At 42.8% G+C, this 25,154-nt stretch carries 23 protein-coding genes and 3 pseudogenes; 10 read left to right on the top strand and 16 right to left on the bottom strand.

Annotated elements, in window-relative coordinates:
• The first annotated feature begins 26 nt into the window (after positions 1–26).
• The 3 genes from NQ502_RS10870 to NQ502_RS10860 all read left to right on the top strand — a co-directional run bounded on the left by NQ502_RS10870 (position 27) and on the right by NQ502_RS10860 (position 2,389).
• Positions 27–668 (top strand): TetR/AcrR family transcriptional regulator, encoded by a 642-nt coding sequence (locus NQ502_RS10870; RefSeq protein WP_028530037.1) that lies wholly within the window; start codon positions 27–29, stop codon positions 666–668.
• Between the two features lie 88 nt (positions 669–756).
• A complete protein-coding gene (locus tag NQ502_RS10865; protein WP_407691140.1) occupies positions 757–1,611 on the top strand; it encodes an ATP-binding cassette domain-containing protein in 855 nt (284 codons plus the stop codon).
• Entirely contained in the window at positions 1,604–2,389 is a 786-nt protein-coding gene (locus tag NQ502_RS10860; RefSeq protein ID WP_028530035.1) for an ABC transporter permease, read from the top strand. The genes NQ502_RS10865 and NQ502_RS10860 overlap by 8 nt, the downstream gene beginning before the upstream one ends.
• An 83-nt stretch (positions 2,390–2,472) precedes the next feature.
• Here the strand turns inward: NQ502_RS10860 and NQ502_RS10855 are convergent, their stop codons facing one another.
• The 11 genes from NQ502_RS10855 to NQ502_RS10805 all read right to left on the bottom strand — a co-directional run bounded on the left by NQ502_RS10855 (position 2,473) and on the right by NQ502_RS10805 (position 14,116).
• Complete coding sequence (locus NQ502_RS10855) at positions 2,473–3,534, bottom strand: PfkB family carbohydrate kinase (protein ID WP_242830303.1); 1,062 nt, start codon at positions 3,532–3,534, stop codon at positions 2,473–2,475.
• Positions 3,531–4,253, bottom strand: coding sequence for a glucosamine-6-phosphate deaminase (locus tag NQ502_RS10850; RefSeq protein WP_028530033.1), 723 nt, complete (start codon positions 4,251–4,253; stop codon positions 3,531–3,533). The genes NQ502_RS10855 and NQ502_RS10850 overlap by 4 nt, the downstream gene beginning before the upstream one ends.
• Before the next feature lie 11 nt (positions 4,254–4,264).
• Entirely contained in the window at positions 4,265–5,164 is a 900-nt protein-coding gene (locus tag NQ502_RS10845) for a sugar phosphate isomerase/epimerase family protein (RefSeq protein ID WP_028530032.1), read from the bottom strand.
• 16 nt (positions 5,165–5,180) lie between these two features.
• Positions 5,181–6,263: a Gfo/Idh/MocA family oxidoreductase gene (locus tag NQ502_RS10840; protein ID WP_028530031.1), complete on the bottom strand. Its 1,083-nt coding sequence runs from the start codon at positions 6,261–6,263 to the stop codon at positions 5,181–5,183.
• Positions 6,260–6,949: a DUF624 domain-containing protein gene (locus tag NQ502_RS10835; protein WP_028530030.1), complete on the bottom strand. Its 690-nt coding sequence runs from the start codon at positions 6,947–6,949 to the stop codon at positions 6,260–6,262. Before NQ502_RS10835 ends, NQ502_RS10840 begins: the two co-directional genes overlap by 4 nt.
• Positions 6,950–6,981: 32 nt before the next feature.
• On the bottom strand, positions 6,982–8,094 hold the full coding sequence (locus NQ502_RS10830) for an ABC transporter ATP-binding protein (protein WP_028530029.1): 1,113 nt from the start codon (positions 8,092–8,094) through the stop codon (positions 6,982–6,984).
• 16 nt (positions 8,095–8,110) lie between these two features.
• Complete coding sequence (locus tag NQ502_RS10825; protein ID WP_028530028.1) at positions 8,111–8,959, bottom strand: carbohydrate ABC transporter permease; 849 nt, start codon at positions 8,957–8,959, stop codon at positions 8,111–8,113.
• 14 nt (positions 8,960–8,973) lie between these two features.
• The gene (locus tag NQ502_RS10820) at positions 8,974–9,843 is read right to left on the bottom strand and encodes a carbohydrate ABC transporter permease (RefSeq protein WP_028530027.1); all 870 of its coding nucleotides are present in this window, start codon (positions 9,841–9,843) and stop codon (positions 8,974–8,976) included.
• Between the two features lie 10 nt (positions 9,844–9,853).
• Positions 9,854–11,134, bottom strand: a complete 1,281-nt coding sequence (locus tag NQ502_RS10815; protein WP_028530026.1) for a uroporphyrinogen decarboxylase family protein — start codon at positions 11,132–11,134, stop codon at positions 9,854–9,856.
• Positions 11,135–11,214: 80 nt separating this feature from the next.
• A complete protein-coding gene (locus tag NQ502_RS10810) occupies positions 11,215–12,540 on the bottom strand; it encodes an ABC transporter substrate-binding protein (protein WP_028530025.1) in 1,326 nt (441 codons plus the stop codon).
• Positions 12,541–12,718: 178 nt separating this feature from the next.
• Complete coding sequence (locus tag NQ502_RS10805; protein WP_028530024.1) at positions 12,719–14,116, bottom strand: trimethylamine methyltransferase family protein; 1,398 nt, start codon at positions 14,114–14,116, stop codon at positions 12,719–12,721.
• A 315-nt stretch (positions 14,117–14,431) separates the two neighbouring features.
• Between NQ502_RS10805 and NQ502_RS10800 the strand changes: the two genes are divergently transcribed.
• Both NQ502_RS10800 and NQ502_RS10795 read left to right on the top strand, forming a co-directional pair.
• Positions 14,432–16,165 carry a sensor histidine kinase gene (locus NQ502_RS10800; RefSeq protein WP_028530023.1) on the top strand — a complete coding sequence of 578 codons (1,734 nt, stop codon included), beginning with the start codon at positions 14,432–14,434 and terminating at the stop codon, positions 16,163–16,165.
• 21 nt (positions 16,166–16,186) lie between these two features.
• On the top strand, positions 16,187–17,755 hold the full coding sequence (locus NQ502_RS10795) for a response regulator (RefSeq protein ID WP_028530022.1): 1,569 nt from the start codon (positions 16,187–16,189) through the stop codon (positions 17,753–17,755).
• An 85-nt stretch (positions 17,756–17,840) separates the two neighbouring features.
• Here NQ502_RS10795 and NQ502_RS19500 read toward each other — a convergent pair whose 3' ends face one another.
• The 3 genes from NQ502_RS19500 to NQ502_RS10780 all read right to left on the bottom strand — a co-directional run bounded on the left by NQ502_RS19500 (position 17,841) and on the right by NQ502_RS10780 (position 19,109).
• The gene (locus NQ502_RS19500; protein ID WP_341349439.1) at positions 17,841–17,936 is read right to left on the bottom strand and encodes a tRNA-binding protein; all 96 of its coding nucleotides are present in this window, start codon (positions 17,934–17,936) and stop codon (positions 17,841–17,843) included.
• Positions 17,937–18,279: 343 nt separating this feature from the next.
• Positions 18,280–18,672 carry a class B sortase gene (locus tag NQ502_RS10785; protein ID WP_049898444.1) on the bottom strand — a complete coding sequence of 131 codons (393 nt, stop codon included), beginning with the start codon at positions 18,670–18,672 and terminating at the stop codon, positions 18,280–18,282.
• A gap of 146 nt (positions 18,673–18,818) precedes the next feature.
• Positions 18,819–19,109, bottom strand: a complete 291-nt coding sequence (locus tag NQ502_RS10780; RefSeq protein WP_028530021.1) for a tyrosine-type recombinase/integrase — start codon at positions 19,107–19,109, stop codon at positions 18,819–18,821.
• A gap of 462 nt (positions 19,110–19,571) precedes the next feature.
• Between NQ502_RS10780 and NQ502_RS10775 the strand changes: the two genes are divergently transcribed.
• The 4 genes from NQ502_RS10775 to NQ502_RS10760 all read left to right on the top strand — a co-directional run bounded on the left by NQ502_RS10775 (position 19,572) and on the right by NQ502_RS10760 (position 22,568).
• Positions 19,572–19,799 (top strand): helix-turn-helix domain-containing protein, encoded by a 228-nt coding sequence (locus NQ502_RS10775; RefSeq protein ID WP_083963497.1) that lies wholly within the window; start codon positions 19,572–19,574, stop codon positions 19,797–19,799.
• 304 nt (positions 19,800–20,103) lie between these two features.
• Positions 20,104–21,084 carry a MarR family transcriptional regulator gene (locus tag NQ502_RS10770; protein ID WP_028530020.1) on the top strand — a complete coding sequence of 327 codons (981 nt, stop codon included), beginning with the start codon at positions 20,104–20,106 and terminating at the stop codon, positions 21,082–21,084.
• Positions 21,085–21,099: 15 nt separating this feature from the next.
• A complete protein-coding gene (locus NQ502_RS10765; RefSeq protein WP_028530019.1) occupies positions 21,100–21,855 on the top strand; it encodes a hypothetical protein in 756 nt (251 codons plus the stop codon).
• A gap of 110 nt (positions 21,856–21,965) precedes the next feature.
• Positions 21,966–22,568, top strand: coding sequence for a helix-turn-helix domain-containing protein (locus tag NQ502_RS10760; RefSeq protein WP_049898441.1), 603 nt, complete (start codon positions 21,966–21,968; stop codon positions 22,566–22,568).
• A 423-nt stretch (positions 22,569–22,991) separates the two neighbouring features.
• Here NQ502_RS10760 and vanX read toward each other — a convergent pair.
• Positions 22,992–23,599 (bottom strand): annotated as a pseudogene (gene vanX, locus NQ502_RS10755) (D-Ala-D-Ala dipeptidase VanX).
• A gap of 39 nt (positions 23,600–23,638) precedes the next feature.
• On the opposite strand from vanX, the pseudogene tnpC reads away from it, so the two are divergent.
• Positions 23,639–24,542: pseudogene (gene tnpC, locus NQ502_RS19495) on the top strand (IS66 family transposase).
• Between the two features lie 114 nt (positions 24,543–24,656).
• Here the strand turns inward: tnpC and NQ502_RS10735 are convergent.
• A pseudogene (locus tag NQ502_RS10735) lies at positions 24,657–25,130 on the bottom strand (N-acetyltransferase family protein).
• Positions 25,131–25,154: the final 24 nt, after the last annotated feature.

The following is a 25,154-nucleotide window of genomic DNA, read 5'->3' as shown; positions in this document are numbered from 1 at the left end:
CGAATGTAAGCGGGAGGATAGATCGTATGGCGAGAAACAAATATCCGGAAGTGACGGTTGATAAAATTTTAGAGGTTTCTGAGCGTTTATTTCTTGAAAAAGGATATGACAATACCACGATTCAAAATATAGTCGACGAATTGGGCGGTTTAACGAAAGGAGCTGTTTACCACCATTTTAAGTCAAAGGAAGAAATTATGGACGCACTGGGATCAAAGATGTTTTCCAACAACAATCCCTTTGAAGTGGTAAAAAAGCGCACTGACTTAAATGGACTTCAAAAAATGAGAATGGCTATCATGCTGAATCAATCTGACGAAAAGCAAGTGGAACTATCAAAACAGGCGATTCCACTGTTGAAAAATCCTCATGTTTTAGCAAGAATGCTTGAAACGAACCGTCACATTCTATGTCCGCACTGGCTGGAACTTATCGAGGAAGGCTTGAAAGATGGTTCTATTCATACGGAATATGCGAAAGAATTGTCTGAATTTCTGGTATTAATAGATTTGTGGTTTATACCCTCTGTATTCCCCGGGAATTTTGAGGAGATGCAGCGCAGGTATTTGTTCATTTCAGAAATATTAGATAAAATGGGCTTACCGCTTTATGATAATGAAATCGCCGATATGATAAAGTCGCTGCCTTATTTTTCAAAAGAAGATTAAGTAAAATTGCCTGTTTATAGGGCAATTTTATATTCGCCGCATACATTCATTCGTCCGGTATTAAATCCAGGTAAAGAGAGGAGTAAATGTGACATTGCAAAATATATCAATTTCTGTATCGAAACTAAAAAAAAGCTATCAAAACAATGAAGTTCTGAAAGATGTCAGTTTTTCTGTTCCCCGCGGAACAATCTATGCCCTGTTAGGTTCTAATGGCGCAGGTAAAACAACTATTGTTAAAATTCTGTCCACATTGTTAAAACCAGACGGGGGAAAAGCTTTCATTAACGGCTTTGATGTCGTAGCTCAGGAAAAACTCGTGAGAAAGTGTATTAGTCTGACAGGTCAGTTTACGGCAGTAGACGAGGTTTTGACAGGCAGAGAAAACTTAAAGCTCATCGGTCAGCTCATGCGTCTGCCGGATGTTAAGAGCAAAACAAACGAGTGGTTATCTTTTTTCGATCTGCAAGATGCATCTGACCGGAGAGTCTCAACTTATTCCGGTGGTATGCGGCGCAGACTGGATATCGCCATGAGCCTTATGGTTGATCCCCTGGTGCTCTTCCTCGACGAGCCTACCACGGGACTTGATCCGCAGAATCGTATCGCCATGTGGGATCTGGTGAAGAATCTGGCTCTGAAAGGAACTACGGTGTTCCTTACTACACAATATTTAGAAGAAGCTGAATACCTCGCTGACAATGTTGCTATTCTCCATCAAGGTAAGATACTCGCGGAGGGCACGCCGCAGTACCTTAAACAGATAATGCCGGGGCGTGGGGCACAACTAAATTTCAAAAGCGAGAGAGCGGCTGCAAAAGCTATGGAGCTTTTAGCGGAAAATGGTATTGTTGTTGATAGTATCCAACCAAACCTGCCCTCTTTGGAGAATGTTTTTTTAACTTTAATTGATGAAAAAAAGGAGGATAACAGCCATGCATAAGCTAAAGGCAGGCATCATTTTCGACTCATGGATTATGTTCAAACGCTGTTTGCTGACTTCTCTGCGAAATCCTGAAGCACTGTTGGTTGCCACAATCGTACCATTCTTTTTGATGTTCTTGTTTGGGAACGTGTTTGGAAATATAGCTAATGTAGGAACGTTTAACTACATTGATTTTATTGTGCCGGGGATTATTTTACAAAGCATAGGCCAATCCTCGCAGTATTCGGCAATGAATGTGACAGCAGATATGACAAAGGGTATTATTGATCGTTTTCGCACCATGTCTGTTTCAAAAGCCGCCGTGCTGGCAGGCCATGCCGGCGCCGGGGTAGTAAGAAATACAATTTCAACCATTACAATCATTGCCACAGCATTGATTCTTGGTTTCAGACCACAGGGAAGTCTTCTGGACTGGTTAGTTATCACAGGACTTCTTACGTTGGTAAACATCGCAATTTCACTGCTTGCAGTGATGTGCGGGCTGCTCTCAAAGACAGTGGAGGGTTCGAGCGGACTTATGCTTCCACTCTTCATTTTGCCCTTTATCAGTTCCGGATTTGTTCCTGTCAATTCATTGGACGGAGGCATTAAGTGGTTTGCAGAAATACAGCCCATGACCCCTGTCATTGACAGTTTCAGGGCTTTAACACTAGATCTGCCTTTGGGCAACAGCCTTTGGATTGCTGTCGCCTGGTGTGTGGGAATCATCATTGCAGCATTTACTCTTTCGATTCAGATTTATAAGCGAAGAACTGATTTTCCAGCAAACTGTTAAATTACTATTTTTAATCATATAAAGCAGAAAAACGGCAATGAAAATCTTGCCGTTTTTTCTTGTTTTGTGGCACATGTCAAACTTCAAAAACCTTGTGATGCCATTAATTTTGTAAGCGACGGGCTATACCCATGTGTGATGTAGAAATTTGCATACATATTTGCAAACACAAGTCTTTCACGATCTTCAAGATTCATCACTGCAGCAAAACATGACGCTGCATTGAAATTATCTCCGGCACCTGTGGAGATGACCGGTGTATTTACAAATACCGTCGGGACACAGACCGACCCGCGTTTTGTAGAAAGCAGACTTTCATGAATCGTATGAACAATTACCTCATCGATTCCATATGACTGCCGAACAGCACATGCCGTCCCGGCAATGTCATGCATGTTATGAAAAAAGAGTTCACCAATCGTAAGTGCCTCATTCTCATTCAAACTTAAAATAGCTGTACGCATTTTTGATATCCCGCCAATCATTCGCAGCACATGATCGATCTGCTCTCTGCTCTTTCTGGATACATCGCACAGATCAAAAAATGCAAATTTGCTCTTATCCTGCTGACGGATCGAATTGCATGCATGCTCCCAAAGTTCCCCTGCAAATGACAGCTCGCTCCAGTTGACAAGCGCAAATAAATCCGCATTTGAAAACATCTGCGCTGCCCGTCCATCAGTTGCCGAAAGTACCATTTCCCATGCATCCGCAGGTAACAAACAGTCTGATGAAAGCAATATTTTCCCATCATGAAACTCCAGGCACATGGCCTGCCCGGAAGCCGCAAACGGATATAAGGTGCAGGGCATATCTTTGAACAGTTTCTCTGGTTCATTCTCTCCGAGCATACCAATGCAGCTGACATCCAGTCCAAGATAACCGGCAGCTCTTGACAAAAACGGAAGATTGCCTCCGAGCTGACGTGCCTGCATTTTCAGTTCTACCGAACAGCTCTTGCCTGCTTTTGACATCAGAAATGCGCCAAAATCATGAATCGTTTCAAACGGCTTGGCCTCTGTGCTGTCTGTTGCCGCATATCTGATCGGCCTGGCAACCGAATCGGTAAATCCATCGAATCCGATCACCAGTTTTTTCTTTGGAATTTCGGCCTGCAAATCCCGCAGGTCCTCTATTCTGTTCACAGGTATACCGCAGCCGCTTCATCGACTACGACAAAACAGTTCGGATGATTCTGTAATATTGATGCCGGTACTGCATTAGATACCTCGCCGCATACTGCCTTCCTGATAATATCAGCCTTATGCGCCCCATTTGCTAGCAGAATCACTTTTTTTGCCGCCATGATTTGCCGAATTCCCTGTGTAATTCCATATTCCGGTCTATGCTGATCTCCAAAATATTTGTGCATAACCTCTTTCGTTTTTTCTGCCAGCGGAATAATATGTGCTCCCAGATTAAAGTCTACTCCCTCTTCATTAAAGCCCAAATGACCATTGAGTCCAATTCCCAACACAGAAACATCCAGCGGTCCATATTTTTCAATATACTCATCGAGGGAAGCACGCTCCTCTTCGATATTGCAAGCAGCACCGTCAATGATATGAATATCTGCAAACTCCTTTTCCAAACGGCTGAAAAATTCTGTACGATTAAAACAGCCGCATGATCCCTTATCTGACTGTGACATTCCTACCCATTCGTCAAGGGATACATAATGCGCGCCGGAAATGTCGACCTTTCCGCTGTTTACAAGATCGGTAAAGGCCTGTATCATACCAAGCGGCGTATCTCCTCCCGGAAAGCTTACGAGAGCTGACGGGTTTTCCCTGATACTCTCAGCCGCAAGCTCTGCCGCTTTTTGGCTCATTTCTTCATAGTTCTTACATACGACTACATTCATTTTTAACTCTCCTATTTTACAATCCCAATTTCCTGCAAATATTTAAGATTCCTTTTTGCTGACTCAAACACCTGTTCATTAGAAGCACATGGCATATCAGATTCAACAACAGTGATTCCTGAATAGTTAATCTCATCCATAACACGGCGCACTTCTTCGAAATCTATGATTCCGTCCGGAATATCACACATTACCTGCATGTCAAATGCGGTGTCAGAGTCCAGTTTTTCGGCCATCACTTTTTTGTATATAGTCCCATCCACCTGCTTAAAATGAAGGTAGGCCATTCTGTCAGAATAGCGGCGCATAAAATCAATCGCAGATCGATCTCCGATCATTCCCGTGCCGTTTGAGTACGCATGGTGTCCGGTATCAAAGCACAGACGCAGTCCGGTAAAATCCATAAGACGAATGATTTCTTCTTCATACTCTACCATGGTCTTAATATGTGGATGATAAACCACTTCAATATCAAAGAAGTTTTTTGTATATTCACCCATATCCTTTATTTTTTGAAAAAATGTACGCCACGTTTCCGCATCCATATCTACCTTTTTTTCACTGTATTTACCTACGTCCGATTCATCCATCGTTACGAGATGATGTACATCCAATGCAGACAGGCGCCTGCAAAGAGCCTCAACTCTTGGACGAAATGCGTCAAAGTCTTTTCCTGTGTCAAACTGGTAACATGCCGTTCCTGCACACACCTCCAGACTGCGCTTTGCGAGTTCTTCCCGCAGTCTTCCGTCATCTGTCGGCAGATAACCATCCGGACCTAATTCCAGTGCTTGATATCCTGCCTCAGCGGCCTGATCCAGAAACAATTCCCATGGCGTGCCGGATGGCGTACCGTCTGCATACCAGACTCCCCATGAGCATGGGGCAGTTGCTATTTTTACATTATACATCTGCGTCCTCCCTGTTTTAGTTTTGTGCCATTACATGCATGATTTCCTGGAACAGCTCGAGATCTGCCACAGCATCCTCCAGGTTTGTCTTTGCCTGTATTCCATTTTCAATACATGATGCAAAGGTTTTAAGCTCCGTGTGAAAAGCATCATGAAAATCAGGTCCGTATGTCGTTGTTTTTGTATCACTGTCATCTGACTCAATGACCTCGACAGATGCCGGCTGATACCGCAGATATGGAGTTTCATATTTGATGAGCAGCTTGCGTGTTTTCTGAAACACTTCGATCGCCGCATCAAACTGAACAATATTCTGATTGTTGACAAGTTCATACGTGCCCAGAAAACCGTCTTCAAATTCCATCACTATGACAACATGCTGACCGCCTGCAGCCGTAGTGACTGAATGTATTTTCTTCGGCACCCCAAACAACTCACGCACCGCCGCAAACGAATGACATCCCAGTCCGGTCATCATTTGATATGTCGTACGCATCTCATCTGTTGCATCCGCACCGATGGCCCGGTCAAGGTGTTCCCGGCGGCGTATGCCTCCCTCACGTATTACATCTTCAGGTACATCATTTGGATAAAAAATCGGGCGTGTCTGTCCGATAAAGAACGGAGCTTCCAGAATAATATCACGGAAACGCAAATATTCTGTCTTAAGCGGCTGCTCCTCAAGTATTTCGCGGGCTTTAAGGAATGGTCCCGCATAACGCCTCATATAACCGACCATTACGATCTGAGACGGATACTGCTTATAAAGCTCAATGAGTTCTTTCAGTTCATCAACACACAGTGTTACCGGCTTTTCAACAAATATATGTCTTCCCATGCGTAATGCACGGGCTGCATATTCTCCATGGTACTGATCAGGTGAAAGGATCAGTACCGCATCTATATCTGCCTTGTCAATCAATTCTTCTGCTGATAAATAGCCTTGAGCAATATGATATTTTTTGCAGATAAAGTTAACCAGTGAAGGGGCCACATCTGAAACAGCTGTTATTTGATAGGTTTCACACATATCCTGCAAAATAGGCAAATGCATGCACTGTGAAACTTCTCCTAATCCAATAATACCTAATTTAATCATTCTAATTCTCCTTTATTTTCATTGCGGCGCAACACCAGTCTCTGCATATCAGACCATGCCGCAAAACTTATTATGAAACTGCTGAAACCGAACGTAAAAAATACAATGAATGGCAGTGATAAGGGAAAAAACCATAGACTGATCATATGCAGAATCGTTCCGCAAAGCACTGCCGGCACGCTGTGCTTTAAGCATAGTACAGGCAATGCTGCGGAATTTTTCACAGCTGCGGCAAAGGGAACATCAATCGTCACAAGCATCGGCCAAAAATATCCCCAAAACAGCCTGACCGCAAATATCGCAGACAAGATTACCCCTTGCAGCAGTGAATTTTCATTTACCGCTGTACTCCGGATCAGAATCAAAAGCACACCAATCACAAAGAGCTCTGCCAGTCCGCACATGGTACTGCGAATAAAGTTGTTTTTGAATTCCTGTCCGAAATCTGTCCAAACATTATTCGGTACATCCCTCACCATATTGATTGTACACCGGCTCAGTGCCGCCCTTGCTGCACCAAACGTAACCAGCGGCAGAGCGCTTACCAAAAATAACACATTCAGCTTGCATATCTGCCAAAACTCACGCGCTATGATTTCAAAGAACAACGCAATGCCGGTCTTTTTGGGCGCGTTTTTGTCGATACCCGGTCCATTGCGTGTGTAATCCGGTCTAAACAGTGACATATTGTGTTCTCCTTACATAAACCTAATCTTCATTAATTTAAAATGACCTCGCCGGTTTCCTTGTCAAATAAATGCATTTTATTGATATCCACTGCAACAGCCATCGTATCGCCGCACTGTGCCTGAATCTGCCCCGGCACACGGACAGTCAGCTTTTTGCCGTCACATGTTCCGTACAGGTAATTCTCCGCCCCCATCATTTCCGCAATATCAATCTTCAGATCAATCTTACATTCCGGCAACGCATTAAGGAACCCCTCTTCAGCATGCAGGTTTTCCGGACGAATACCAAGCACCACGATTTTTCCTGCATACGGTAAAAGCTCTGCACATTCAGCTTTATTCTTCTGCACCGGGATTTTATACGAACCAAATGTGATATGATAACCGTCATTTGTCTGATTAAGGGTGACATCCACGAAATTCATTTGCGGAGAACCAATAAATCCCGCAACAAACATATTACAAGGGGAATCATAAAGCTTTCTCGGTGTATCAGCCTGCTGAATCATTCCGTCTTTCATTACTACGATTCGGTCACCCATGGTGATTGCCTCCGTCTGATCATGTGTGACATAGATAAACGTTGTATCCAGCTTCTTATGAAGCTTCGTAATCTCTGTACGCATCTGTGTTCTCAGCTTTGCATCAAGGTTTGACAGAGGTTCATCGAGCAGGAACACCGCCGGGTCCCGCACCATGGCACGCCCCAATGCAACACGCTGTCTCTGACCTCCTGAAAGTGCCTTCGGCTTGCGGTTCAGCAAATGCTCAATGTCCAGTATTTTTGCCGCCTCATGCACTTTTTGATCAATGATTTTTTTATCCATCTTGCGCAGCTTCAGTCCGAAGGCCATATTTTTGTATACCGTCATATGTGGATACAGTGCGTAATTCTGAAACACCATCGCAATATCACGGTCTTTAGGTGCAACATCATTTACCATACGGTCACCTATGAACAGCTCTCCGCCGGTCACTTCCTCAAGTCCGGCAATCATTCTTAAGGTTGTAGATTTACCGCAGCCTGACGGGCCGACCAAAATAATAAATTCCTTGTCTTTTATTTCCAGATTCAGATTTTCTATCACCTTTGTGTTTCCGGGATATGTTTTATCAATATTTTTCAGTGAAATACTTGCCATTATTTCTCTTCCTTTCTCACTCTTTAACTGCGCCAGCTGTCATACTGGACACCACCTGCTCCTGAAAAACTGCAAATACCAGTATGGATGGGATCACTGCAATCGTGATTGCCGCAAACATCGCAGTATAATTAAAGGAGAACTGAGCTGTAAAATAGCTAAGTGACAGGGGCAGTGTCCTGGCACTTTGACTGCTTGTGAGCACCAATGCAAAGGTAAATTCATTCCAGTTATTTAAAAATGAAATGACTCCCGCACTCACCATTCCTCCTTTGGCACATGGCACCATAATTTGAAAAAATGTCTGGCAAAAACCTGCTCCGTCTACATACGCAGCCTCTTCCATGCTCTTTGGTATCGAAGAAAAAGTCGAACGCATGATCATCATCGTCATTGGAAGATTGAGTGCCGTATATACGAGAATCAATCCCGTCTTTGTATCATCAAGTCCCATGCCCGAGATCACAAGGTATACCGAGTTCAGCAGTGCGGTCGTCGGCACAACAAGAGAAATCGATAAAATTGAATACAGCGTATTTTTAAAACGGAAACGAAATCTTGCAAACACATAAGATGCCATTGAGACGAACAAAAGATTTGCCGCTGTGGCGACACTTGCCACGATCACACTGTTCCCAAAATATTTGAGAATCGGGGATATCTCAAAAGCATCTTTATATCCCTGGAAGCTAACACTTTTCGGCAGAGATATGCCGTTCGACAATATTTCCGCGTTGGTTTTAAAGGATGACATAATCACCCAAACAATCGGAAACAGTGCAACCAGTACACAGGAGAGTACAAATACGCTTTTGATTACGCTCATCACTCGTTCTGATGCGGTCTGGGCTTTCCACTTGCTCATAAGTATTGCTCCTTTCAATTGTCTTCGTTGACTTTCAGCGTTTTGTTGATGATGAACATACAGATCATTCCTAATACGATGATCAACACGCCAATTGTGTTCGTATATCCGTAATTATGTTCCGTTTTAAATACATTGTAGAGCATCAGCGGCAGGTTTGTTGTCTGTTTTCCGGGGCCGCCGTTTGTTGTAATGTAAATAAGATCAAACATCTGCAGCATATATGTTGCTCCCATCACCAATATCGTACCGATGATTTTTTTAAGAAGCGGCAGCATGATCCAAAAATCCAGCTGAAAGTCGGATGCACCGTCCACACGAGCGGCCTCTATAATCGAGCTATCCACAGAAAGTGCTTCTGAAAGCACAAGTGTCGTCGTGTATCCCGCAAAAATCACCCATATAATTGACACCGCGGCAAACGCAGTTTCGTTGTCCATCAGCCAGTTTCTGGTAACACTTTCAAGTCCTATTCCACGCAGAACCGAGTTGACAATACCAAATTTCGGATTGAAAACATTAAGAAAGATCATTCCCATTGCCGCGTTGCAGATAATATTTGGAATCATGTATACCGTCCGGACAAATTTCCAGCCAAACGGTTTTTTGTAAAGTATCAGTGCCAGGAGTATACCAATCCCCACATGCACGCTGCACTGAATAAGAATCCATACGACCGTGTTTGACAAAGCCTGCAGTGCCTGCTCATCCTGAAAAAACTGCACATAATTCTGTAAACCTATAAATTTAATATCCGGAGACATCAGCTTGTACTCAAACAATGATGTGCCGAACACAATAACAAGCGGTACAGCAAATATCAGCAAAAACAATATCACTGCAGGGGTTAAAAATACTCCTCTCCAGAGCCTGTTTTTTTTCACTATATGCCTCCTACCTCGCATTAAACTGCTTAACTGCTTCAAAAAATGCGGCAATATTATCTACACTTGCGTTGCCCATAATATTATGAATGGTATTGTATACATATCCTCCGCCTTTGGATAAAATTTCCAGGTTGCGTGTTGCCTCAGAAAAAACTTCCTCCGGAGTACCCAATGCCAAAGTACGCTGCGTATCCACGCCGCCGCCCCAAAACACAAGCTTATCACCATATTTATCCTTAAGCATCTTTGCATCCATACCTTTTGCTGAGAGCTGTACAGGATTTAAAATATCAACACCCATTTCGACGAAATCATCTAAAAATCCAACGATCGAACCGCAGGAATGGAAAAATGTTTTCCAATTCGTATTTTCATGTACCCAGTCACACACACGTTTATAATATGGTTTATAAAGCGTCCTAAACGTCTCTTTGGACATTAACTCTGAATTCTGTGTTCCAAAATCAGTACCGCTCATGGTGATGACCTGAATATGATCGTTTACTGCCTGCTTATAAATCTCAAGATTTCGCAGCGCAAACTCAGTCTGCATCTCGAAAACTTCCTGTACATAATCCGGGTACAGCAGCTGTGCAATACACCATTGGTCAAACGCACGGATACCTCGAGGATTTTTTTCAAATGCCGCCGGAATGGAGCCGGCATCTCCAAAGCCTGCACACCCGAGATTTCCTACCACGGCATATTCCGTTTCTGTAAACAGACGTTTGGATTCTGTTTCATAATACCTGGCAGTCTTTTCATCCATGATGCCAAAATAATCTTTAAAATCCTCCCTTGGCGTAAGATGATCCTCGTCCAGTTCTTCTATAAGCTGACCGCGGTCGATTGTATCAAAGAAGTATCCGCCTGCCGGCATATATGCGCTGGGAGCAACGGTTCTATCCCCCTGCGGATACATATAAATTCCACCTTTTTCATCATATTCAACAACATTCTGTGCATTGATGTATGTAGGTGTCTCGTCAAACATTTTAAACAGTTTCTTTTCATAACCCGGAAAACATTCATTGCCAAGTGAATCTGCCGGTTCATTCAGTCCGATAGCATCCGCGCCGACAATATAGCGCAGGTCCTCATCCACACAGCCGATCATCTGCATTAATTCAAAAAGCTCTATTGTTTTCTGTTCAAGTCCATAATGTGCACGCAGACGATACAACGCACTTGCATTAATTCCGGTTTGATAGGTTGCACCAAAATCTATCGGCACGCGATCAGGTTCTTCATGATTCAGTGCCTTAATAATTCTCTCTCTTGAAGTCATATGATTTCTCCTTTAATTTTTTTGAAGAAGTCCGCTGCATGCAGACTTCTCCAAAATCATCCGATCATATTGAAACATTCTTATACATTTTTCTGTGCAGCATCTGTCAATGCCTGACAGAATTGCTCAGGAGTGATCTCACCTGTGGCCAGTCTTGGCATTTCCTGTGAAACAATATCAGGAATATTCGGGAACATTGTTGCCGAGAAGTTGTCACAGCGAACTGTTGCGGACTCTGCCTTTGGCAGGAAATCAGCCAGGATTGGGAACTTTTCTTTTACTTCATCAGATGCTTCAATGCTTGGAGATGCCGGAGGCATACCCTGCATTTCAAGCACAAGACGCTGTGCATCAGCACTGGTGAAATAGCGGATCATTTCTACAGCTGCTTCTTCAAGCTTAGGATCATCCTGTTTTGTTGCAAAATATCCCTGAAGAGGTGCATCGTAAACAAAGTTGCCCGGATAAACTGCTGTACCAACTTTGTCTCCGAATCCTTCCGGTGCCTTCGTCGTATCATAGAAGTCTCCTGTCATCCATGTACCATTTGCGATCATTGCCGTTTCACCGGACAGGAATGCATTGGCAGCGTTTTCATACTTAGAACCGACTGCATCCGATGTTGTATATTCTTTAAACATCTTCTGAACATTTTCCGCCGCAGCGATCATTTCCGGAGTATTATAGTCAGTTGGATTAGTCGTAGTCATCAGTTCCAGTCCGGCTTCATTTGAGGTTGCAACCATAGCGCCCATCCACAATGTGGAAACCCATGCACCATCAGCGGTATCCATGGACAGCGGAGTAATTCCTGCAGCTTTCAGCGTATCACACTGTTTCCAAAACTCATCCCATGTTTTTGCCGGTTCCTCAATACCAACCGATGCGAACAGATCCTTATTATAATAGTAACCGATCAGGCTGCCGTCGCAGGATGATGCATAAATTTTTCCATCACGGGAGTTCGCTTTCATTGCCGCTTCAGAATAAAGAGCTTTCCATTCTGGATCAGCATTCACATACTCTGTCAGGTCAAGAACCTGATCCTTTGCCAGTACCGGATCAAGGAGATTGAATCCACCGCCGTAAATAACAGGCGGAAGATCTCCGGTGGACAGCTGAACATTGATTTTGTCAACATAGTTCATATCACCGGGAATTTCTTCCTTAACAATGCGGTACACGCCCTTATATTCCTCGTTGAACCCATCAATCAGGGCCTGTACTGGTTTTGCTGAGGTGTTGACTCCTACCATGAAAGTCGGATAATTAATGACAATCTCTTCACCTGACTCTTTTTCGGTGTCTTTCGTGCTCTCAGAATCTGAAGACTTATCGCTGCATCCGACAAGTGCACCCATAACCATCAGTGCCGCCAGCAAACCGGCTATTGTTTTTTTGAACATAATTTTTTCTCCTTCTCTGTTTTTTATTTATTTTACTTTAAATTGTCAGCATCCTAAAAGGAATATTTTGAACAGTTTCTATTAATTTCTTTATCTGCCCGACGTCGTCATCCATTTCGAAAGTATTTCTTTTTTAAATCTGTATTTTTTTGACTTTCCCTTGTATTTTTTTGTCCCCTCAGGTAAGTTCTTTTACTGCCTGATCCGCAATATCGTCAAGAGCTCTCGCTATTTCCGGTGCAACTACAGGGATATCAGTCCTGTTTTTGGCTATCAGTTCACGTGCCTTTTCATCCGCACGCTCCAGTAAATCCTTTCCACCGGAAATCATATTGTCATAGCTGTCACGTTCAAACAGTTCACTGTTCCAGCTACTTTCCCGCATATATTCAATCGTATGTTCCTCGCAAATATAATTTCCTCCGATTCCCACCTCTTCAATCGTATCATATCCAATGCTATCTTCATTTACCTCAATACCCTCAGTCACATAGTTAAAAGCATCAATCCATTCATTATCCAGAACCAGCTGCGCAAAGCTCATACCCTGATCTGCCCCAATCAGCCCTTGTCCGCCTATTGCTTCTGTTCCGGCGAGCATACTGAAAGCTGCCGACAGTGTTTTTTCAAAACCGCACTGGAAATCCGGATAAACAGAATCAGTCAAGCCGGAGTTTGAACCGCTTTTCAGTCCATAAAAATCAGCCATTTGTGCAATTCCGACACCGATCAGTGCCTGATTCGGTGATCCAAAGGAACACATCATATTCCGCCGGATATCATTTGTGTGCCCTGCGGCAACGTACTTTGGAATGCGTCCGGTTATCGCATAGATAAAGAACAGGCTGCCCAAAACCTCGGCATTTTGTAAAGTCAGCAGCCCTGCAATCGAAATCGGACCGGTTGCACCGCCCATAACCATTGGCGTCATTGTCAGTTCCAATTCATGCTCACGGAAAATCAATGCGATGTCCAAACTGTTCTCAGAAAACGAAAGTGGACTTATTGTATCAAATAAATAGCTGACTTTGCGCCCCATTATGCGTGACATCTCTATGATATAACGGGCCGATCCCGGGGTCAGAATATAGGTGCCGCCATCTTTCTGTGAATATTTATAAATATTCCGGTAACAAAGCACATCGCTGACAGCTTCAGGTACATCACTTGGAACAACCACTGCATTTGCATGCGGAATACGATCCAGTGACTGGATCAGCGCTATTCCATCCAGAACATCCTCCATTGTACCGTATCGGCGTGTGCCGCTTTTGTAATCTGCCATGAATATCTGGGTTGATACATTACCCGTCAGCTGTGAAACACTGCCTGTCTGCTGTTTTTCCCTGTCTGCTGTTTTGCGTACAGTATCAAGCAGCTCCTCCATCATTTTTCCGGGCAACCGTACAGTCATTGTGCTTTCGTCCACAATCGCTCCCAGTGCACCAGCAAGCCGGCATACGGTTATATTAGGCACCCGCATTCCCATGCGCTCCAGAATGCGCAGAGAATTTTCATGTATCTGGACTATTTCATTCTCGCTAAGTAATTCTACTCTGGCTTTCATCCGTCTCATTATTGATTCTCCTCCTTCACTTTTTTTATTTTGATAAGTATATCAGTTGGATTTTTATATTTAAATCGACAATATTGCCGCTTATGCGTAAATTTTTATTTTTCTTTTTTCTGTTTTCGAGTCTGACCAATTTATATAATAGAAAACTGTATTTTTTTGACTGAAAACAGGAATATTTTACTCGTTGTATTGAACCCAATAAACACCGTGTTCTATTAAACTGTTAAATATGTTAAAATAATAAAATGATGCCAGGGTCCCAAAATCAAAAGACCTTTTGATCCCAACATCATAGAGTGGAAAGGCGGAAAACGGATGAAAAGAAAAAACACCAAATTATCTCTGACTCTGATAGCAATTATTTTTTGCTGTGCTTTAGCCATACTTCCCACATTTTTCACAATTTTGTATTACAATAAATCAATTTCCAATCAGTTTGAAAACACCGCCCATGAGACTGCTTCATTTTATCTTGATCAGTTTGCAGACAAAAGTACTTCCATATTAAATACCCTCCGCAACAGCATCTATTATCTTATGAGTGATGCAAAAACGCAGTCAATCATGCGCAGCACATCACAGCCGGACCAACTTGACCGTCTGGAGGTGGAAGAAGGCTTATCACAGGCATTTTTTCTTGGTGACAATCTCGATTCAAGTATAGTAAATGGAATCTATTTAGTAAAAGATGGAAGACAATACCTGTCTGTTTTGTACGGGGGATATTATACTGGAAATATAAGCCGCATTCAAAAAGTATATGAAGAGTGTAAAACGCTCAACTCCGCACGTGACCTGTATACCCTTCCAGAATTTCCCGATTACTGCTATTTTGTTGTGAACTATCTTGATTTAAATTCAAAGGCGCTGATAGGAAAGATTATCATAGAACTGGATTCTGCAAATCTCGTAGATACTTCATACATTGACTCTATGTATGATCAGGCTGTTGTTACACTACGCTCGGATGACGGCCGCCTATTGTTCGGCACATCAGATAATGCTGCCTTTTCCGATGTTGATTTTATATCACCCGGCAATTATGTCTCGGTTGACGGCACTGATTATTACCAGGCAAGCCGGGCACTTTCTCCCAGTCGGATTCACATTAATCTGTTTGTACCAAAAAGTGAAATCTTTGAGGTTACTGATCAAATGATTTATTTTTTAGCTATTTTTACTGCTGTCATACTAATTATTACACTGTTGGCAGGAGCATTTGTATTATACCTCATATATCAACCGGTTCGTCAGATGATGAGCAGCATTGACCGTCTTGCTTCCGGTGATTTATCTGCCCGCATGGTGGAAACTCCTTACAGAGAAACAGAACATATGGTTTTAACCTTTAATGACATGGCTCACAGACTGGAAGAATTGTTTGATGAGGTATACCAGAAGGGACTGCTGCTGCGTGAGGCAGAATTTAATCTGCTGGAATCGCAAATCAGGCCTCACTTTATCTTCAATGTTTTGGAGATCATAAACGTCAAATGTCTTGAACGCGGGCAAAATGATATTTGCTGTACGGTTTCCAACCTTGCTGAATTACTGCGTGCAAATATCGTACACAAACATGAACAAATCATTTCCCTTCAGGAGGAATTGAAATATGTCGAATATTATCTTGCTCTGCAAAAAGAGCGATTTGATGAAAAGCTCACATGCTCAATCGATATAGAAATCCCGGAGTTGCTGCAATATGAGCTGCCGAAACTTACCATACAACCGCTAATTGAAAACAGTATTGTACACGGCATAGAGCCAAAGCGCGGCGGTGGAGATGTCGGCCTTCGTATTTGGGAAGAAGACGATGCATTGTATATCCGTGTGACCGATAACGGCGTCGGCTTCGATGCTTCCGTGTTAGATCTTTCCATACCGGATACCGCCGAAACCGGAGCAACGAACAATCATATCGCAATTGCAAATATTGACCGCCGTATCAAACTGCTTTACGGCAGTCAATATGGACTAAGCATCGTTTCTTCACCTGGCAGAGGCTGCTGCATTACCGTAACATTGCCGATTCAGCACACACAGGGCTGATAAAAAAGGAGATACTCACCAATGTTAAAAGTACTGATTGTAGACAACGAAACTGTAATTCGCAAAGGACTCGTACACTGTATCCGCTGGGACTCTCTTGACTGCACGATCGCGGCACAGGCAGAAGATGGCATCGACGCCCTCGAGCAGATCCCCCGCATACAGCCCGACATAGTCATAAGCGATATCCGAATGCCCGGAATGGACGGACTTGAGCTTGCACGCAATATCTATATCCACTACCCATCTATAAAAGTTATTATTCTCACAGGATTTCCGGATTTTGAATACGCAAAGCGGGCAATCGAATACCGGGTTGTCGATTTTGTTCTCAAGCCTACATCTATAGAAAATCTAACAAAGGCTATTGAAAAAGCACGCACATGTATCGCAGAGGAGCGTTCCAGCAAAGATATGCGGCAGCAGTTGATGAGCAAATCAGCCGAAAATTTACAATTGCAGCGCGGCATGTTTTTATACAATCTTCTGCATCATGTAGAACAATCTTACCTGTATGTTGTCAACCGTCTTGCACAGCTAGAACTGGATTTATCCAGCTATTACATTCTCAGGCTTACTATCGTGCCATCAGCTAAGAACCAAAGTGCGGAGCCATTGAAATATTATCTAAATCAGTCACAGGATGTGCTTGCAGACTGTTTTTCACAGTATACAGTGCACATTGTTCCCCATGGTGATCAGATATGTTATGCCATCATCTGTGCATCTTCATCGTTTTCACCTGTTTCTGCGTGTACCGAGGCAATTGATATTCTCGGAAGTTTCTCCCAGTTTACGCTGTTCATCGGTATCAGTGCACACTGCAGCAATCCGCTAAACATGCCCGCTGCCGCCGAACAGGCAGACCAGGCTTCCCAGTTTGCGCAGTATTTGCCTGACAACCATGTAATGAGTTACAATCAGATCCCAAGTATTCCCCAGCCTGTAACAGCGAGAATATTTGATGATCTACGTTTACTTAAGGGTGCTATCGAAAACAGAAACCAAACGGTTTCGCATGACATTTTAATTCGGTTATTTGAGTATATGCGAGAAAACAAGCTGCCCATGGAGACCATGCACAATATTTGCGTGTATATCCATCAGTTCTGCACTGGCTTATTATTTTCACCTCACACTCAAGGATCTGAAAACAATCTGCCAAAATTAAAAACGCTCCTTAAATGCAATACTCCGGATTTGCTGAAAGAAAACATGCTTGAGCTTGTACAGCAAACACTTGCACTGACCACAGGAGAGCACGCAGATGCCGAAGACCTTATACGCAAAGTGAAGCTCTATATAACGCAGCACTATGCCGAAGACCTCTCGCTTGGAATGCTGTCGAACCAGGCGTTCCTAAGCCCCAGCTATTTAAGCAAACTTTTCAAACACCATGAAGGAATAAACCTAAGTACATATTTGCAGAATGTTCGTGTTGAACAGGCAAAAGTGCTTCTACTGACCACAAATTTAAAAACATATGAAATTGCAGAACGTGTTGGAATTCCTGATCCGATCTACTTTTCACGCATTTTTAAAAAGGTTACTGGGATACGACCCAAAGATTTCCGTAAAATGCACCCTTAATTTGCAATTTAATTAATAATAAAATGAAAGACCCTGAAAAGATTTCCATCCTTTCAAGGCCTTATTTGCTCATTATGCAATTTTATTAGTACAGCTTCGCACCTGCCGGGATCCGGTCATCCACCATCAGAAGATTCAGGCCTTCTCTTCCGTCTTCCTCATGTACTGCTGAGATCAGCATACCACAGGAATCACTTCACAGTGCTTCGTATCACATCAAGAAAAAAGAAAATCGTTGTCAAATTGTTGTCTTCATAGCTTCGGCATAGACATCCATCGTAGTTTCGATATTCCGATGGCCCATAATTGTCTGAATTACTTTTTATGTTTGTTTCATGTTCGCAGAGTCTTGTACAAAAGGTATGCCTCAAATGATGACAGGAGAAATCTGGAAGAATAATCGGCTCTCTTCGCTCACGCTTGGCATTGATGACCTCTTCCGCATTGTACCCGCTGAAAACCTCTATCTCATAGTTTTTATCCGGCGTCAATAACAGGGCAATGGGATGTTCATTATGATACTCCTACTTCTTATACTCCGTCAGCCCGGAAAACATGGTGCCATTTTTCATATGATGCCCATAGATGATACTGTGTCGATCTAAGAAATCCAATCTGTTTCTGCTGTCCAGAAATATGCAGCCGGGTCCGTTCCACTCTCCGCTGTATAAATGCTTTAGATAATACTGGTTATCCCTGCCCTGCACAACCGGGTAATTGATTTCTGTTCCTTCAATATAAATCCACCCTACGATATCCGGATTGATTTCCTGGCGGGAAGCAAAATCTACAACCGGCCATTCCCGTCCTCCAGATTCAGTTTCATCTGTGGGAGATGGGGAAGGTTCTTTAGGTTCTTTAGGCTCTTTAGGTTCTTCAGGCTGTTCCACATAATGGTCCAAATCAGTATAGTACAAATATTCCTTTTTATCTTCATGTTCTTACCTCACAGTCGATTGGCTTTGTCTTTCATTTCTTTTGCCGTCGGGTTACTAAAAATGAGTGTGGTTTGCACATTGCTGTGCCCTGCCTGATTGGCGACTTCGTGAATGGAATATCCGTTCTACAGAGCATTGGAGCAGAGATAATGCCGTAGCGTCTTCGGTGTAATGACATCCGAGTATCGGTTAAATATCTGGTTGATACGGGAAGGATTCAGCTTCTCACTCTGGCGGCTGACGAACAGATATGGGCTATCCGAATTACGCACCTTTAGGTACTCCCGAATCGCGTAAACAATTTTGTCATTGATATAGGCCAGGCGGTGCTTGTCTCCCTTGCCGACAATCCGGATCTCCTTTGCTGTCAGATCAACCTGAGCCAGCTTGAAATCGACGCATTCACTCCGTCGCATTAGGCTCTTCAGGGAAGAAAAGCTGTGATACTTCTCCAAAACTGTCCCGGCACCAATGCAGATACATTGTTACATCATGACTGTACATCCAGATTGTGTTTTCAGTATTTCTTTAAATCTTCAAGAATATATTATAGTATTTTTTTTGAAAGTAGGTGTGTATTATGAAGAATGAGAAAAAAATTACAGTCGCATTGCTCATTGTTTATTTATTGATTTTATCATGGATTATTTTATTTAAGCTACAATTTTCATTTTCTGCGTTAGACCACATAAGACAAATAAACTTAATTCCTTTTGGTGGTTCAGTTATTGCAAATGGAAAATGTATTATCTATTGTTCTAAAGGATAAAACACATAAGATATTAAATCGAATAGCAATGGTATGTACTGTATTAGTAGTTGCCTTCTTATTTATGCTTCTTGCTGTAAATAATATGTTTTAATGCCATGTTAATTACATGTTGTTTGGAAAAGACTTTAATCTGTCAAAGTTTGCTCTTGAAATTGAATCCGCAATAAAGGAAATTTTGAAATTCTATGACGCTTATATCTGTAAATTATGCTTGCGTACTTTGCGTACTTTTTACCACTCTGAAAGTGGTAAAATCACTATGCAGGTTGATGAAGAATTAAAAGGTCAAATTTATAAGAAAGCAATCTTGAAATTTGAAATCAGAGTAAAGTAATCATATTACACGAATAAAAAACGGGAGATACACAGATGTTTGTGCTATCTCCCATATTGATTTCAGTGTCATATCAAGGCTCATTCAATCGTGGTAAATACGTGGTAAAATGAGTATTTTCCTATATTTCAAAGTGCTTGAAAGTATAGTGTTTATGCGAATAATTAAAAATAGATATAAAATTTATAATTAAAGACTCTTAAAAGCTCCATATTGTTTCACTTGTATTTGACAAGTTTCATTACATATGGTACAATGCCTTTTCGATGAAACAAATTTGTAGAGTCTTGAAAGGGAGAAAAATATGTTTGATTTTTTGGAAACGATATTTGGGGACAATATAAAAGTTGCAGAATTTGATTGTCCGGCCAAAACGCCTTTTTATATTCGTGACGGATATAAAATTCAAAGCCTGTCCTGGAATAAAAGCAAGTGTATACTGCTGTCTCCTATTGATTCTTCCTGGAGACTTCCAACATTAAAAAAGCAGTTAATTAAATTTCAGGAGATATGCGAATTCCCCTGTGCGCTGTGTCTTGAAAACATAACATCCAAGCAGCGGCGTAACCTGATTGAAAGCAATATACCATTTATTTCACCATCCCAACAGGTTTATCTCCCATTCTGGGGCTGTTCCTTTTGGGAAAAATTTAAAGCGGAAACAACTGTTCCTGACAAAATGGCGCCCGGAACCCAGCTCGTGTTCCTGTATCTGTATTATTTGCAGACTACTGATACCGTCAATTTGACGCAAATATCCAGAGATCTTCTGCTCTCCAAAGCTACCTGCACCAGAGCAATTGATGACCTTACCGTATCCGGCCTTATTACTTACAAGACCGAGGGAACAAACAAATGGATTTCTCCATCCTTTCAAAAGCCTGAATTTTTAAAGAAAGGTTATCCCCGCTTAAAATCACCGGTAGAACGGCTTATATATGTCAGCCCCCCCTTCCATGATTCAGCATTGCCCAAAAGCGGTATCCTTGCTTTGGCGGATATTTCAATGGTTGGGGCAAACGAACAGGATGGGGCAACTGCCATCTCAAAAAAAGCCGGCACACAAATCCCGGCTGCAGAAATTATTTCTGAGCGGGATTTCCGGGATTTTGGAGGGCACATTCTTGAAGTATGGCGCTATGATCCGATTTTGTTGGCAAATAACGGGCGGGTTGATGATATCTCATTGCTGTTAAGTTTAGAAGATAATCCAAATGAACGGATTCAAATGGGTCTGGACGATATAAGAGAAAAACACGAACTTCCAATCAAGCATGAGGAATAATAAGGAGAAATACACATGGTAAACGGAATAGATATTTTCAGAGAACATTTCGACAATTATAAAGACCAGTATACGGTTATTGGAGGATTTGCCTGCGATCTGCTTATGTCAGATGCCGGTCTTGACTTCCGCCAGACCGTTGATATCGACATGGTAATTATCGTGGAGGCACTGACAACAGAATTTGCAAAAGCATTTTGGGATTTCATAGAAGCCGGAGGCTATCATGCCAGACAGCGAAGCACAGGACAGCCTGAATTCTATCGCTTCATTGACCCGGCCAATCCCTCTTACCCTAAGATGATAGAGCTTTTCTCCAGACCGCAGAATCATGTGGAGCTTCAGGCTGATACCCATCTCATGCCCCTGCATATTGATGATGAGGTATCCAGTCTGTCCGCAATTCTTCTTAATGACGACTACTATCATTTTCTTTTAGATGGCCGAACCGTCACGGATGGGATATCCATCTTAGATGCCGAGCACATCATTCCCTTGAAAATGAAAGCTTGGCTTAATCTCAAGGACAAAAAGGCGCAGGGATTCCATGTGAATTCCCGTGACATTCGGAAGCATCGTCTGGATGTATTTCGCCTTTTTCCGTTAATTCGGGAAGACCTGAGGATTTCAGTACCATCCTCCGTTGGGGAGGACATCCAAAACTTTATTGCCCAGATACGTGAAACTGATATTAGGCTAACAGATATCGGTATTTCCCGTTCCAAAGATTCGATTCTCGATATCTACAATAATATGTACATAGTAGACTGACATTCAACAGTATTTTCACGAATCAAAAAGCTGGAGGAGAAAACGTTCGCAGCAAGAAGATTCTGGACTCTTGAATAACAGATGATTGTTAAGATAAAGGTGGTGGGCAAATGCCGAGATATTTTAAGAAAGCAAGGCAAATTAATAATTTGAAAGTAATTAAGGCTGCCGAAAAACTCGGCATCTCCCAACCAACTCTAAGTGCATGGGAGGGAGAACGCAAATCCCCTTCTGTTGAAGGATTTGAGAAAATGTCCGATCTCTACGGCGTAACAACCGATTTTCTTCTTGGACGGTCGGAGCAGGGAATATCAGTTCAATCCGTACCAGTTCCTTCAGAGTCGCTTCCAATTTTTAACGGAAAACCGGTTTGGTCCGCGAAGCATGGTTGGATGCTGGTCAACACCATCAATCATACTCTGATGCTCTCAAACGGGCAAACCATTCCGTTCTCTGATGCCCAAAAGCTGTTTACGCTGCCGCAGCTGTTTTCCGAACCGAGTCTGCCATCCGGAAAGCCTCTTGTCTTATCTGAGATCCGGCAATTTACTCAGATATGGCTGGAACCCATTTCCCCAGACTCAGATTTGCGGACTGAATTACACGGTTGGTATCAGGTAAAAAAATATTACGTTCAAAATGAGTATGGAAACCGGTTTTATTTAGATACTTATGAAGCTAAATGGCTCGCTTTTCATCCTGAACAGCAATAAAATAAAAGCACCGATACTCAATATAAAACCAGGCATCGGTGTATTTGTTGTTTACGCTTTTGAACAGACCGCCAAACAATATTCTATTGTACGACTTATACCGAACCACGGACAACGATGTAAGGAGATTTTCTATCTTCTATATATGCACAGCCCCTCCTCCCTTACAATTTACCTGACTATGCGGCAGATCTCATCCGCTTTTGCTGAGTAAATTGTACCAGGGAGGATTCTGTTTTCTTTCCTGATTTGTCCTGCTATCATTCTATTTTTTGTGAATTTTTTATCAAAAATGTAATACAAGTGTTTAAGAAATTTTTGAATATTCCAGTAAAGATACCTCCATGTTAACCGCAGACCGGCATACTGTGCTTTGTCGGAAAATCCATTCATTCCGTTATTTCTATTTCTTTAACACTCCCCTTATGCAATGCAAAAATTGAAATATGTATTTGGGTACGGTTCATCTGCCAGAACATAATGCCACCACTCGCTGCAATAGGCTTCAAATCCGCTGCTTTCCATGATATACCTTAGTAGATCCCGGTTTCTTGACTCTTCCTCCGTCAGTCCGCTTGCAGCGTGATGGGACCGTTCATCCATAAAGTCAAAATCTCCGCCCATAGGAACAAGCATACCGGTACCTAAATAAAAAATCGTGAGATCAACCACACCTCCCCGGCTATGGCTGGACTGTGAGTCCACATATCCCTTAGTCACCATTTCATTCCGCTTTATATTGGGGTAATACCGGTTTTTCGTCAGATTATTCTCCGGTAGTGATGCCCAATGCAGAAAACAATCCACGGCACGCTGAGGGCGATAACCATCCCATAAGAGCAGCTCATATCCCTGCTTCATGGCAAGTTTTGAGCTCTGCGTAAAGCAGTTCCCAGCTCTTTGGTTCCTGCAATACGGTTTACCTCATATCCGTCCACCGGTTTGCCTGTGAAATTATCCCATGTGGCATATTTGGCATCCCAACGAATGTCGGGCAGCATTTCGTCTAAAAAAATAAAATTCTGTTTCATCATGTTTTCCTCCTGAGTGCCAGTTCAATCAAACGTTCAATGAGCTCCGAAAGGGTAAAGCCGGCAGTCTTCACGGTCAAAGAACACCATGTGGCCGTGTATGCCGGCAGGGACAATCAGACGATCGTCAAAGCGGACCGGCCAAAGGAACTGCTCCGTAACAGTATCCTGACCCCTTCTCTTGCTGCAAGCATTATGAATGCCAAGTACGTAAACGGCCTTCCCTTATACCGGATCAGCCAGGAATTTCTGAGAAATAACATCCACATCTCCCGGCAGGTGATGGCGAACTGGATGATCCAGTGTGCGGACCGGTATCTGGGGCCGCTTTACGATTACCTTCATAACAGGATGTACCGTTTCCATGTGCTTCAGGCAGATGAAACCCCGGTCAGGGTATCGAAGGATGGGCGTCCGGAAAACAGTAAAGTTACATGTGGGTTTACCGGACTGGAAAGGGGTATGGGGATACCCCCATCATCCTGTATGAATACCAGAAGACCCGGAAAGCGGACCATCCGCGGGAATTCCTAAAAGGCTTCAAAGGCATCGTTGTCTGTGACGGTTTTCCGCTTACCGGAAGCTGGACCGGGAAACGGAGTCGATTGTTTTCGCCGGGTGCTGGACCCATGCGAGAAGATATTTGGCCGATGCTCTGAAGGCACTGCTGAAAAAGGAGAATCCAGCAGCCAAAGCCACGGCCGCCTGTGAAGCAGTCAAGCGGATCAGCGCGATCAGCCATCTGGATAACCAGCTGGCTGATCTGAAACCGGATGAGCGCAGAAAACAGCGTCAGATCAACCTCAAACCGCTGGTGGAGGCTTTCTTCGCGTGGGCAAAAGAGATCCAAACTTCTGGCCGCCTTTCCAAAGGGAATAGAATTTTTATTACATTCTTAAAAGCTGCTGGAAAAACGGCTGTTCCATCAGATATAGAATTTTGATTTAATATACAATGCGCTATAAAAATAACTTTTTTGCTTCGACCGTCCTCAAACATAAATTTTCCTCTTTTTAAGCCCGAATTTGTTTTTTGTTAACTAAAACAAGAAGTGGCGTCACTCAGCAAGCTGTGTTAATGTATCACCTGCAATGCGATAGACAGTCCAATCAGACATGGCCTCTGCTCCAAGTGACAGATAAAAGTCAATGCTGGGTTTGTTCCAGTCAAGACACCACCATTCAAGCCGTCCGCAGCCACGTTCCACAGCGATAGATGCCAATTTTTTCAAAAGAGCTTTTCCGTAACCTTTCCCGCGGCATTCCGGTTTGACATACAGATCCTCCAGATAAATACCGGCTCGTCCTAAGAACGTAGAAAAGTTGTGGAAAAACAGCGCAAATCCAACCTCTTTTCCGTCTTAAAGAGCCAAAATGACTTCTGCTTTTTGTTTATCGAAAATCCATGTTTCAAGCGTGGCCTCGTCAGCCACTACTTCGTTCTGCATTTTTTCGTAATCTGCAAGTTCTTTGATAAATTGCAGGATCAACAAAGTATCTTTCCGTTCTGCATTTCTAAAAGTTAAATCCATTTGTGTTATCCTCAATAAAATGAA

The organism is Ruminococcus gauvreauii (assembly GCF_025151995.1).
Classification (GTDB): Bacteria; Bacillota; Clostridia; order Lachnospirales; family Lachnospiraceae; genus Ruminococcus_G; species Ruminococcus_G gauvreauii.
This window is presented reverse-complemented; position numbering and strand designations above follow the sequence as displayed.